At 71.5% G+C, this 12817-nt stretch carries 10 protein-coding genes; 3 read left to right on the top strand and 7 right to left on the bottom strand.

The genetic code is table 11. The features are described from left to right. Positions 1-464: 464 nt before the first annotated feature. The 3 genes from G3I78_RS45450 to G3I78_RS45460 form a co-directional block, all read right to left on the bottom strand. Positions 465-2117 (bottom strand): GGDEF domain-containing protein, encoded by a 1653-nt coding sequence (locus G3I78_RS45450; RefSeq protein ID WP_164436171.1) that lies wholly within the window; start codon positions 2115-2117, stop codon positions 465-467. A gap of 105 nt (positions 2118-2222) precedes the next feature. After that, positions 2223-3413 carry a lipid-transfer protein gene (locus G3I78_RS45455; RefSeq protein ID WP_164436185.1) on the bottom strand — a complete coding sequence of 397 codons (1191 nt, stop codon included), beginning with the start codon at positions 3411-3413 and terminating at the stop codon, positions 2223-2225. Beyond that, positions 3413-3835, bottom strand: a complete 423-nt coding sequence (locus G3I78_RS45460; protein ID WP_164436187.1) for a zinc ribbon domain-containing protein — start codon at positions 3833-3835, stop codon at positions 3413-3415. The genes G3I78_RS45455 and G3I78_RS45460 overlap by 1 nt, the downstream gene beginning before the upstream one ends. Positions 3836-3970: 135 nt before the next feature. Here G3I78_RS45460 and G3I78_RS45465 point away from each other — a divergent pair, with 135 nt between their 5' ends. Beyond that, positions 3971-4507, top strand: coding sequence for an NUDIX domain-containing protein (locus G3I78_RS45465; protein ID WP_164436172.1), 537 nt, complete (start codon positions 3971-3973; stop codon positions 4505-4507). A gap of 3 nt (positions 4508-4510) precedes the next feature. On the opposite strand, the gene G3I78_RS45470 is transcribed toward G3I78_RS45465, so the two are convergent. Further along, on the bottom strand, positions 4511-6877 hold the full coding sequence (locus tag G3I78_RS45470) for a glycoside hydrolase family 31 protein (RefSeq protein ID WP_164436174.1): 2367 nt from the start codon (positions 6875-6877) through the stop codon (positions 4511-4513). 214 nt (positions 6878-7091) lie between these two features. Between G3I78_RS45470 and G3I78_RS45475 the strand changes: the two genes are divergently transcribed. Together G3I78_RS45475 and G3I78_RS45480 are read left to right on the top strand one after the other, a co-directional pair. Beyond that, a complete protein-coding gene (locus G3I78_RS45475) occupies positions 7092-9059 on the top strand; it encodes an acetoacetate--CoA ligase (RefSeq protein ID WP_164436176.1) in 1968 nt (655 codons plus the stop codon). A gap of 135 nt (positions 9060-9194) precedes the next feature. Continuing rightward, on the top strand, positions 9195-10088 hold the full coding sequence (locus G3I78_RS45480) for a hypothetical protein (protein WP_164436178.1): 894 nt from the start codon (positions 9195-9197) through the stop codon (positions 10086-10088). A 70-nt stretch (positions 10089-10158) separates the two neighbouring features. Here G3I78_RS45480 and ptsP read toward each other — a convergent pair whose 3' ends face one another. The 3 genes from ptsP to G3I78_RS51430 form a co-directional block, all read right to left on the bottom strand. Then, positions 10159-11829, bottom strand: a complete 1671-nt coding sequence (ptsP, locus tag G3I78_RS45485; protein WP_164436180.1) for a phosphoenolpyruvate--protein phosphotransferase — start codon at positions 11827-11829, stop codon at positions 10159-10161. Positions 11830-11910: 81 nt separating this feature from the next. Further along, on the bottom strand, positions 11911-12360 hold the full coding sequence (locus tag G3I78_RS45490; protein WP_164436182.1) for a PTS glucose transporter subunit IIA: 450 nt from the start codon (positions 12358-12360) through the stop codon (positions 11911-11913). Positions 12361-12605: 245 nt separating this feature from the next. Then, on the bottom strand, positions 12606-12817 hold a 212-nt coding region (locus tag G3I78_RS51430; protein ID WP_203616427.1), incomplete at its 5' end, for a hypothetical protein.

Consider the following 12817-nt stretch of genomic DNA (forward strand, 5'->3'; position numbering starts at 1 on the left):
TCCTCCGTGCAGGGTGCGTTCCCTTGGCGGACCGCCGAGGGCAGGGAGGTCCCGCGCCCCGCCCGGCGTCCGCGACGAGCGTGCCGTCGCAGCCGAATCGCCCGTGGGGGTATGGGCCTTCGCTCATGGGGGCCCGCGCGGCGTGGTGCCTGGATACGCCGAGAATGTACGGCGATGTCGACTGACACCGGAAGTGTTCACCGGGCCCCGGGGGGCGTCAAGGTCGCCGACGGCAACGGTTGGGGCGGGACGACGGAACCGCGTCGGACGCCCTCGGGCGGTGAGCGGGAGCCGGCCGGGACGGGGGCTGGTCGGGACGGGGTGCGGTCGGGATGGGGTCTGGTGGGGATGGGGTCCGGCCGGGACAGGGTCTGCTCGGGATGGGGCCGGGACAGGGGCTGGTCGGGATGGGGTCCGGCCGGAAAACGGGGTCCGGCTGAACCGCGCTGTACCGGATCGCGCTCTCAGCCCCGCCCCGGCTCCGCCACCGCGTACCCCGCCGAAGCCGCCCCCGCCTCCCTGCCGCGCCGGATCTCGTGCCCCGGCAGTCCCGCCCGGCCCACGACCCAACTCGCCCCGCTGAGCGCCTTGGCGGCCTTCTTGAGGGGTGCCAGACACGCGGCCGCCTCCCGGTGGTCCACCACGCTCCCCGGCACGCACACCACCGTCGCCAGGGACAGCGTCACGGGCCGACCGCCCGCCGCCCAGGGCGCGTCCAGCACGGTGGCGGCCAGCTGGGCCAGTTCCTCCGGTTCCGCCAGCACCAGGAAGTCGTCCCCGCCGATGTGCCCCACGCGCGCGACGTCCGACGCCGCGTACTGGAGCACCCGCCCCACCGAACGGATCAGCTCGTCGCCCGCGGCGAACCCTGCCCCGTCGTTGACCTGCTTGAAGTGGTCGACGTCCAGCCAGCTGAGCGTGAACGTCCGCCCGGCCGCGATCCGCCGGTCCACCTCACCCGTGATCGCGTCCGAACCGGGCAGCCGAGTCAGCGGGTTGAGCCCGGCCGCCTCCTCCACCCGGGTCTCGCTGAGCGCCCGTACGAGATCCGCGAGCCGTACGACGCCCACGCAGCGGCCGTACCGGTCGACCACGGCCACGTCGTCGGAGGTACGGTCCCGGCTTCCCACGGCCACCACGTCCAGGACCTCCCAGGCGGTGGCGTCGATCCCCACCGTCCGCGGCGGGTCACCGAGTTTGACGGCCGGGCGGTCGGCGTACAGGGCGTGGCCGTAGCGCCCCGACATGGACAGCAGGAAGCGCGACCGGTGCACCGAGCGGACCGGCACCCCCTCCCGGTCCACGAGCAGCACCCCGGACACGTCAGGCGATCCGGTCAGCAGCGCCCGGACCCGGGCCGCCGACGCGGTGGCCGGCAGCAGCGCGGCGGGGCGCACGAACTCCCGTACCGACGGCCCCGACCGCGGCAGCGCCGTCTCACCGGGGGAGCGGGGCGGCACGTACACCTCCGCGGCGGGCAGCCGGGACGGCGGCGCGAACAGCGCGCCCTGCGCCAGCTGAGCACCCGCCGACAGCGCGTCCGCGCACTGGAGTTCCGTCTCCACCGCCTCGACGCACAGAAGCGCCCCGATCTCGTCGCACAGCGTCCGCATGGCCCGTACGGCGGGCGGCCGGGCCAGCAGCGACGCGTCGAGCTTCATGAGATCGGGCGACATGTCGACAAGGAGTCTCAGGGGTACGTCGCCGTCCCCGATGCCGTCCGCGCTGATCCGGAACCCCTGCGCCCGCAGCTCGGCCACCGCCTCCAGCAGAGCCTGGTGCGGCACATGCGTGTACGGAGGACTCACGTCGAGGGTGATCTCCCACGGCATCCGCCCCGCCTCACGCACCGCCTGGTGCAGCGGGCTGAGTCCGCCGAGATCGGCGAGCGTGCCCGCGAAGACGTTGATGTGCAGCGGCAGCAGCGTCTCCCTGCGGGCCGCCGCCCGCAGCGCCAACACCGTGAGCCGGCCGTCGAGTTCGGGATCGCGACGGGCCTCAGCCAGGATGTCGCCGGCTTCCGGACGGGCGAGTATCTCCAGCCCGGCCACGCCACTGGTGGCCAGATTGACCACCGGCTGGAAGGCGAAGCGGAGAGTGTCCGTCCAGGAGCGCACGGGAGCATAATGGCGCCATTCGTGCACGCCCGAGCGCAGTTCATGAGACGTTCACGCAGGATTCCGGGGTGCTCACGCAGCGTGCGAGAAACCCCTTTCGCCCGATCACCGTACGGCTATCACCGCCGACCCGTGCCCGAAGAGCCCCTGGTTCGCGGTGAGGCCCACGCGCGCGTCCGCGATCTGCCGGTCACCCGCCTCACCCCGCAACTGCCAGGTGATCTCGCAGACTTGGGCGATCGCCTGCGCGGGGACGGCCTCGCCGAAGGAGGCGAGTCCGCCGCTGGTGTTGACGGGTGTGCGTCCGCCCGGGGCCGTCGCGCCCTCACGCAGAAGCTTCGCGCCCTCACCCTCGCCGCACAGCCCGAGGTCCTCGTACCACTGCAACTCCAGGGCGGTGGACAGGTCGTACACCTCCGCGACCGACAACTCCTCCGGTCCCACGCCGGCTTCCTCGTAGGCAGCACGCGCGATCGACGCACGGAACGTCTCCGCGGCCGGTTCGACCGCGGCCGCCGAGTCCGTCGCGATGTCCGGGAGGTCGAGCACCGGGTTCGGATAGGTGGGCGTCACCGTCGACACCGCCCTGATCCGCACCGGCTCGGCCACACCCCGCCGACGCGCGAACTCCATGCTGGAGAGCACCAGCGCCGCCCCGCCGTCCGAGGTCGCGCAGATGTCGAGCAGCCGCAGCGGATCGGCCACCACGGCGGACGCCGCGACCTCGTCGGCGGTCACCCGCTTGCGGTAGCGCGCGTTCGGATTCAGCGCGCCCAGGGCGGAGTTCTTCACCTTGACCTGGGCGAAGTCCTCCGGCGTGTCCCCGTGCACGGCCATGCGCCTGCGCGCATACAGCCCGAAGTACGTGGGATTGGTCGCCCCGAGCACCCGGAACCGCAGCCAGTCCGGATCGTCGGGCCGGTCACCGCCCGCGGGCCGGAAGAACCCCTTGGGCGCGGAGTCGGCGCCCACCACGAGCACGACGTCGGCCAGCCCCGCCAGGATCTGTGCCCGCGCGGCGGCCACCGCCTGCGCCCCCGACGCGCAGGCCGCGTACACGCTGGCCACCCGGGCACCCTGCCAGCCCAGCGCCTTGGCGAAGGTCGCCCCGGCCACATAGCCCGGATAGCCGCCCCGCACGGTGTCCGCGCCGACGATCGAGCCGATCTCCCGCCACTCCAGCCCCCCGTCGGCGAGCGCCGCCCGGGCCGCCGCCACCCCGTACTCGACGAAGCCGCGCCCCCACTTGCCCCAGGGGTGCATGCCCACCCCGAGCACCGCCACCTCGCCCGCCATCACGCCACCCCCGTCGGCCGCCAGTGCCATGTCGTCCAGGTCGTCTCCGCGTCCTCATGGAGCACACCCGGGACGACCTCCACCTCCATGCCCACCGCCAGATCGCCGACGGTGACCCCGGGAGCCGCCTGTCCCAGCACCACGATCCGCTCGGCGGCCAGCTCCACAGCGATCAACGCGTAGGGCTCCCACGGAAGTTCCGGATTGGTCACATAGGGTGACGGAGGCTTGTACCGGCTGTCCGTGTACGACCAGACGCGCCCGCGCCGCGAAAGGGGAATCTCCGCCAGATCTCCACCGGCGCATCCGGGGTTGCGGCAATGGCCGTCCTCGCGCGGGAAGAAGACCGCGGCACAGGCCGAACAGCGCGTACCGAGAAGCGCGAAGTCGTCTCCGTCACCGGCGAACCACCCGGTGACCACTGGTGTGTGCGTGCGCGCCAAAACCCCTCCCCGGACCGGATCTGACGGAACGTCAGAAGTGTCGCACGGGCGGCCGCAAAGGGGCAGGGGGCCCAACGGAACCGGAGCTCCCGATGATCGGATACAGTCCGCCGCGTGTCCGAAACTCAAGCCTCCAACCCCAACTCCGAGCCCGGCTCCCACTGTTCGAGCTGCGGAGCGCCCTACGGGGAGGGCGTAGCGGGCTGGCCCCGCACCTGTCCCGCCTGCAACACCGTGGCCTACCGCAACCCCCTGCCGGTCGCCGTCGCACTCCAGCCCGTGTACGACACCCAGGGCACCGCCCTGGTCGTCATCACCCGAACCGTCGCCCCCGCGCGCGGAGGCATCGCCCTGCCCGGCGGCTACATCGACGACCGCGAGGACTGGCGGCACGCCCTGGTCCGTGAACTCCGGGAAGAGACCGGCATCGAGGCGGCCGCCCGCGACGTACGGCTCGTCGACGCGATCAGCTCGCCCGACGGCCACCTGCTGCTCTTCGGGGTCCTCCCGGAGCGCCCCGCCGACGGCCTCCCGCGGTCCGCGGCCACGGACGAGACGGACGGCTGGCACCTCCTGCGCAGGCCGGAGGAGCTCGCCTTCCCGCTGCACACCGTGGCCGTACGCGCCTGGTTCGAGGGCCGCTACGTCTGACGCTCAGCGCGCTTCGAGCCCGCGCAGCCGCACCGGGTGGGACGGCTCGCTCAGACCGTCCTCACCCTCGCGCTGAACGACCACCCGGCGGCCCGTCCAGCGGGCGACGTAGCGTTCGATCTCCGGCTCGTCCCACCCGTCGCCCGCATCCGCCACGACCAGACCACCGCCGCCGCGCCCCCGCTGGGGCGCCCACACCTCCAGCTCGACACCGCCGTCGTCCGCCCGCACCGGGATGACGGCGCCCGCGCGCGCGAGCACCGGGATCCGCGAGAGCGGCGCGTCGACGAGCACCTGACCTGGACCCTCGTACACCTTCTCCGTCGCGGTGTCGTACCACCGGCCCCGCGGCAACTGGACGGCGCGCCGGTCGCCGCCGGGGTCGAGCACCGGCGCCACCAGCAGGGCGTCACCGAGCAGGAAGGCGTCCTCGCAGTCGCGCAGGGCACGGTCCTCGGGCGCGGACCACCACAAGGGCCGTACGTAGGGCGCTCCGGTACGGCGCGCCAGATGCGCCAGCGTCATGAAGTACGGCAGCAGCCGCCGGCGCTCGACGAGCGCCACGCGCGCGTGCTCCAGCACCTCGGCACCGAACTCCCAGGGCTCCCTGCGCCCCGCCCGCAGACTCGCGTGCGTCCGGAACAGCGGCAGCCAGGCGCCGAGTTGGAACCAGCGCAGATACAGCTCGGGCGACGGACTCCCGTCGAAGCCGCCCACGTCGGGCCCCGAGTACGGCACCCCGCAGAGGCCGAGCCCCATCACCAGCGACAGCGAGGCCCGCAGCCCCGGCCAGCCGGTGGCCACGTCCCCGGACCAGGTGCCGCCGTACCGCTGGAGACCCGCCCATCCGGACCGCGAGAACACGAACGGCCGCTCGTCAGGGACCAGCTCGCGCAAGCCCTCGTAGCCCGCCTGCGCCATGCACAGCGCGTAGACGTTGTGCGCCTCGCGATGGTCACCGCCCCGGCCCTCCAGCGAGTGCCGGGCCGAGCGCGGCAGCGTGGACTCCCCGAAGGCGTTGAACGACGTCGGCTCGTTCATGTCGTGCCAGAAACCGGCGAACCCCGTCGCGAGCCGCTCCTGATAGAGACGCCCCCACCACTCCCGCACACGCGTGTGCGTGAAGTCCGGATAGACCGCCTCCCCGGGCCACACGACCCCCTCCACGAGCCGCCCGGCCGCGTCCTTCACGAACGCGTCCTCGGCCGTCCCGCTGTCGTACACGGCGTTGCCCGCCACGGCCTTCACCGCCGGGTCGACGATCGACACCAGCCGGATCCCGTCCCGCCGCAACTCCTCGGCCAGCTGGGGCAGCTTGGGGAAGCGCTCATGGTCGACCGTGAACACCTGGTGCCCGTCGAAGTGATCGATGTCCAGATGCACGGCGTCCAGCGGCAGACCGTGCTCCTGATAGCCGGCGACGATCCGCCGGACCTCCTGCTCGCTGCCGAAGCCCCAGCGCGCGTGATGATGACCCAGCGCCCACGACGGCGGCAGCGCGGGCGCACCGGTCAGCGAGGCCCAGCCGAGCAGCACGCGCGCGGGTGTCCCCACCATCACCCAGCAGCGCAACGGACCGCCGTCCATGCGCAGCTCGCTCGTCCCCGCCCGGTCGTGCCCGGACCCGGCACCCTCCTCGCCCTCCCGCAGGCTCACGGTGCCGTCCCACGAGGTGTCGTGGAAGACGAGATGGGTGCCGGCGTCGGCCACCACCAGCTGCACCGGCATCGTGAGGTACAGCGGATCGTCACCGGGACCGAACGCCCGGCCCGGATCGGTGTTCCACAGCCGATACGACCCGTCCCGCAGCCGCGGGCCCGACGCCCGCCCGCCGAGCCCGAAGAACCGCGCGTCTGCGGCCACCTCCGAGCGCTGCATCCAGCGCGCCGCGCCCCCGCCCACCGGCTCCCACCAGCGCGGCGGCAGATCCCGGCGCAGCGTCACCCCGCCGGGCGTACGCACCTCGACCGCGCCGTGCCGCGACACCACGACCGTCGCCCGCTCGGCCACCACCCGCCAGCCGCCGTCCTTGTCCGGCTCCAGCGCCGCCCTCGGATCGGGCTCCGGGCAGCGGCCCGCGAGCGCGTACGACGGCTCGGGCTCGGCACCGTCCCAGCCCCAGAACACCGCCCCGTTCACCGCGACCCTGATCCGCAGCTCGGAGCGGCTGAACCGGATGACGCCCCCACCCGGACCCGGCTCGACGCTCTGCACCGGACCCGGCACCCGCGCCCGCTCGGCCCCGCGCGCGGGCAGCCCGGTGGCGTCGGCACGCCTCCTGCGCCACGCGGCCCGTACGGTACGCAACCCCTGAGGAGCCCCCGCCGAGCCGACCGCCTTCACCGAACGCACCAGGTCACGACCGTTCATGCTGCTCACCCTGCCACTCACTGCGCCACCCGCGCGTGCCGTTCAACTGCCGTTCACCCGTGCTGAGACCACATCTTCACGACGCGGACTATGTGGGGCGCACCCTGGCGTAGAAGTTGATCACATGGCATCGTCCCTGTCAGCCGCGTCACGCGCACACCCCTTGCCCGTGCGCGGGAGACGCACACGACGCGCACAGTCCGGGAGCCGCCCCATGTCGACCGAGAATCCCCAGCCGCTCTGGCAGCCAGATCCGCAGCGCATCGCCCGGTCCCAGGTCACCAGGTTCCAGGCATGGGCGGCCGAACACCACGGTGCCCCGGCCGACGGAGGCTACCCGGCACTCCATCGCTGGTCCGTCGACGAGCTGGAGACCTTCTGGACAGCCCTCACCCAATGGTTCGACGTACGGTTCTCGACGCCCTACGCGCGCGTACTGGGCGACCGCTCGATGCCCGGCGCCGAGTGGTTCCCCGAGGGGAGGCTCAACTACGCCGAGCACGCCCTGCGCGCCGCCGACACCCGCGCGGACGAACCCGCCCTCCTGCATGTCGACGAGACCCATGAACCGCGCCCGGTGACCTGGTCCGAACTGCGCCGCCAGGTCGGCTCCCTGGCCGCCGAACTGCGCGCCCTCGGCGTGCGCCCCGGAGACCGCGTCAGCGGCTACCTCCCGAACATCCCGGAAGCGGTCGTCGCCCTCCTCGCCACGGCCGCCGTAGGAGCCGTCTGGACATCCTGCGCCCCCGACTTCGGCGCCCGCAGCGTGCTGGACCGCTTCCAGCAGGTCGAACCCGTGGTCCTCTTCACCGTCGACGGCTACCGCTACGGCGGCAAGGAGCACGACCGCCGCGAGACGGTCACCGAACTCCGCGCGGAACTGCCCTCCCTGCGCGCCGTCGTCCACATCCCGCTCCTCGGCACCGAAGCCCCCGTAGGCGCGGTGGAATGGTCGGCCCTGACGAGCGCCGACACCGAACCGGTCTTCGAACAGGTCCCCTTCGCCCACCCCCTGTGGGTGCTCTACTCCTCCGGCACGACCGGCCTGCCCAAGGCCATCGTCCAGTCCCAGGGCGGCATCCTCGTCGAACACCTCAAACAACTCGGCCTGCACTGCGACCTCGGTCCCGAGGACCGCTTCTTCTGGTACACGTCGACCGGCTGGATGATGTGGAACTTCCTCGTCTCCGGCCTCCTCACCGGCACGACCGTCGTCCTGTACGACGGCAGCCCCGGCTACCCCGACACCGGCGCCCAGTGGCGCATCGCCGAACGCACGGGAGCCACCCTCTACGGCACCTCGGCCGCGTACGTCATGGCCTGCCGCAAAGCCGACATCCACCCGCGACGCGACTTCGACCTCTCCAAGGTGCAGTGCGTCGCCACCACCGGATCACCGCTCCCGCCCGACGGCTTCCGCTGGCTGCACGACGAGGTCCGCGAGGACCTGTGGATCGCCTCCGTCAGCGGCGGAACGGACGTCTGCTCCTGCTTCGCCGGCGCCGTACCGACCCTGCCCGTGTACATCGGCGAACTCCAGGCACCCAGCCTCGGCACCGACCTCCAGTCCTGGGATCCCAGCGGTGAACCCCTGATCGACGAGGTCGGCGAGCTCGTCGTCACCAACCCCATGCCGTCGATGCCGATCCACTTCTGGAACGACCCCGACGGCAGCCGGTACCACGACAGCTACTTCGACACCTATCCCGGAGTGTGGCGCCACGGCGACTGGATCACCGTCACCTCACGCGGCTCGGTCGTCATCCACGGCCGCTCCGACTCCACGCTCAACCGCCAGGGCGTCCGCATGGGCTCGGCCGACATCTACGAGGCCGTCGAACGACTCCCCGAGATCAAGGAATCCCTGGTCATCGGCGTCGAACAGCCCGACGGCGGCTACTGGATGCCCCTGTTCGTGCATCTGACCCCGGGAGCCGTGCTGGACCAGGCACTCCTGGACCGCATCAAGCACACCGTCCGAGAGAACCTCTCACCCCGCCATGTCCCCGACGAAGTCATCGAGGTGCCGGGCATCCCGCACACCCTCACCGGCAAGCGCATCGAGGTCCCCGTCAAGCGCCTCCTCCAGGGCACCCCCCTGGACAAGGCGGTCAACGCGGGCTCCATCGACAACCTCGACCTCCTCCACTTCTACGAGGAACTGGCCCGCAAGCGCGCCTGACGCTCCAGGCCCAGCCGCATCCCTCACCGGGCGGCCGGTCACCGATCCATCGGGTCCGGCCGGCCGCTCGGCCCCCGTTGTCAGTGCCGCCGGTTACTGTGAGTGAGCATTGATCGACTGCGCACAGGGGGAAACATGGCGCACACCGACCACCAGACGATGCGACGCGTCCTGCGCCGCGAAATCGCGGGCACCATCGGCCTGCTCACCGACGAACACGACTTCCGCGTCATGCGGCGCTACCGCAGCTTCACCTTCGACGACCACACCACCTACCTGAAACAGGTGGAAGACCTCCTGAGGACCCGCGCCTCACAGGGCAGCCACACCACCGTCGCCCTCTTCGACCCACTGGAGTACGAGGAGTACTGCGAGGAGAGCGGACTCAACCCGGACATCCCGTCCAGCCGCACACGCTTCACGGCCGAGCTCGCCCACTCCGGACCCACACTGCCCTACGAGGGCCAGCCCCTCACCGATCTCGTCCCGGCCCTGGTCGACGAGGCCGTCCGCCAGGCCACCTGGGAGTACGCGACCACACTCCTCGCCCGCCTGGGCGCCTGCGGCTCCTGCGGGGAGGACGTCGGCCGAGCGGCCTTCGCCCGCGCCTCCGACCTCCTCGTCAAGATCCTCGACACGGCCCAGCCGGGCGAACACCACCTGGTGTGCAGCATCACCGGCACCCCGGAAACCCTCGTCGCCGTCCTCCACTCCGACGAGAACACCGACGGATCCGTACGACTCGACGAGGCCGAGGCTCTCGAATTCACCACCGTCCTCGCCCTGGGCATTGCCACCCAGAGCCCCGGCGGACTCGTCATGCGCACCAGCTCACCGGGAACCACCGACCGCGTCTACGGCTGGCGCCTGCGTGGCGACGGACTCGAACCCCTCACCGCGGGAGAGGTCTTCGACGCCTACTGCACCGACATCGACTCCGGTGACCTGATCTCCCCGGAATCGGGCGTCGACTACTGCGTGCCGCCCGACCTCGGACCGGAAGGACAGACACCGCGGCACAGCCACTGAACCCGACGAGGGCGCCCCACCCGCAGGTGGAGCGCCCTCACGGAACCGTCAGCCGGCCGAACCCACCGGACTACTCGCCGGACAGCACCGCCTGAGCCGCGGCACGCGCCTCTTCGGCACTGTCCGCCGCACGCGCGGCGGCGGCAGCCCGCTCGCACTGGGCCAGCGTGTACTTCGCCAGCGTCGCCCGGACATAAGGAATGGACGCCGCACCCATCGAAAGAGAGGTGACCCCCAGACCGGTCAGCACACAAGCGAGCAGCGGGTCGGACGCGGCCTCGCCACACACCCCACAGCTCTTGCCCTCGGCCCTGGCCGCCTCGGCGGACACCGCGACCAGGTCGAGCAGCGCGGGCTGCCACGGGTCCTGAAGGCGGGACACCGCACCCACCTGACGGTCGGCGGCGAAGGTGTACTGAGCGAGGTCGTTCGTCCCCAACGACAGGAACTCGACCTCCTGAAGAATCGAGCGCGCCCGCAGCGCGGCCGAGGGGATCTCCACCATCGCGCCGAACTTCGCCCGCAGCCCCGCTTCCCGGCACGCGTCGGCGAACGCCTTGGCGTCGGCACGGTCCGCCACCATCGGGGCCATGACCTCGAGGTAGACCGGCAGCCCCTCGACAGCCTTCGCCAGCGCCGTCAACTGGGTGCGCAGCACCTCCGGGTGGTCGAGCAGCGTCCGCAGACCCCGCACGCCCAGCGCCGGGTTCGGTTCGTCGGACGGAGTCAGGAAGTCGAGCGGCTTGTCCGCGCCCGCGTCCAGCACACGGACGACGACACGTCCCTCCGGGAACGCCTCGAGCACCTGACGGTAGGCGTCGACCTGCTTCTCCTCGGACGGCGCGTTCTTGCTGTCGTCGAGGAAGAGGAACTCGGTACGGAACAGGCCGACACCCTCGGCCCCGGCGTCGAGCGCGGCGGGAACGTCCGCCGGACCACCGACATTGGCCAGCAACGGCACCTTGTGACCGTCGGCGGTGGCACCCGGACCGGTCGACGCGGCCAGCGCGGCCTTCCGCGCGGCGGCAGCGGCCTCCAGCTCGGCCTTCTTCTCGTCGCTCGGGTTCACGAAGATGTCGCCGGAGCTGCCGTCGACAGCGATGACCGTGCCCTCGGCCAGCTCACCGGCACCCGGCAGCGCCACGACGGCCGGCACACCGAGCGCCCGGGCCAGAATCGCGCTGTGACTGGTCGGTCCGCCTTCCTCGGTGACGAACCCGAGCACGAGCGTCGGATCCAGCAGCGCGGTGTCGGCGGGCGCGAGGTCACGCGCCACCAGGACGTACGGCTCGTCGCTGTCCGGGACACCCGGCATGGGCACCCCGAGCAGGCGAGCGACGATACGATTCCGTACGTCGTCCAGGTCGGCGACGCGTCCGGCGAGGTACTCACCGGCGTTCGCCAGCAGCTCGCGATAGGCGGCGAACGCGTCGTACACGGCACGCTCGGCCGTGCTGCCGACGGCGATACGCCGGTCCACGTCCGCCATCAGCTCCGGGTCCTGGGCCATCAGGGCCTGCGCCTCGAGCACCGCCTGGGCTTCGCCCCCCGCCAGATTGCCGCGCGCCATCAGATCGGCCGCCACAGCCTCCACGGCCTTGCGGGCGCGCCCCTGTTCACGCTCCGCGTCCTCCGCCGGGATCTGCTTGGCAGGCGGCTCGAGCACCGCCGTTCCCATGTGCCGAACCTCGCCGATCGCCACACCGTGGCTCACGCCGACGCCTCGCAGCGTTGTCTCCATCTCACCCGTCTCCGATAGTGCGGCGGGTCCCGCCGCCGCGTTGGTTGTCGTCCTGCTCGCCGTCATACGACGGCACTGACGTCACTTCCAGGAGAAGAGACTGTCGCCGGCCTTCACATCGCCGCTGTCACGGAGTTCGGAGAGGGCCTCGGCAGTGGCTTCGAGAGCCACGACCGGGCAGACCGCGGACTTGCCGGCGGCCTCGACGGCGGCCGGGTTCCAGCGCACGACCGCCTGACCGCGCGCGACGGTGTCGCCCTTGTTCACCAGCAGTTCGAAACCCTCGCCGTTCAGCTGCACGGTGTCGATGCCCAGATGGACGAGCACGCCGTGGCCCTGGTCGTCCACGACGACGAACGCGTGCGGGTGCAGAGAGACGATCACTCCGTCGACGGGCGCGACGGCCTCGGACGGTTCACGGACGGGGTCGATCGCCGTACCCGGGCCGACCATGGCCCCGGAGAAGACCGGATCCGGCACGGCGGCCAGTCCGATGGCGCGTCCTGCAAGAGGGGACGTCACGGTGGTCATGGGAAGCCTCCCAGGGGTGGAGCTGCGTATATGCGTCGTCACTGCCTGTCTCGGACGGCGCTGTGCAGCAGCGTATGTCATATGAAGTGCGGGTTCCGCACGAAAGATACCGCTAAGTGGTCTAGACCACCAGCCCAATCGATTTGCACCCTCTTCGAGGCCCCGTGTACAGTCGTACTCCTGCTTGAGGCCGAGCGGCGCGACCAAGCGTCGTCCTTGCCTGGCAGCACCCAACTTGTCAGATCCTAACTCGGGATCACCTTCTGCATGCCTGCAGGACGGTGGTCAGGGGGCCGGAAAAACACTGATAGAGTTTGGAACACCGAAGGGAAGCCCGGAGGAAAGCCCGAGAGGGTGAGTACAAAGGAAGCGTCCGTTCCTTGAGAACTCAACAGCGTGCCAAAAATCAACGCCAGATATGTTGATACCCCGTTCCCGGCCATCATGGCTCGGGGCG

The sequence above is a fragment of the Streptomyces sp. SID13726 genome (assembly GCF_010548375.1).
Classification (GTDB): domain Bacteria; phylum Actinomycetota; class Actinomycetes; order Streptomycetales; family Streptomycetaceae; genus Streptomyces.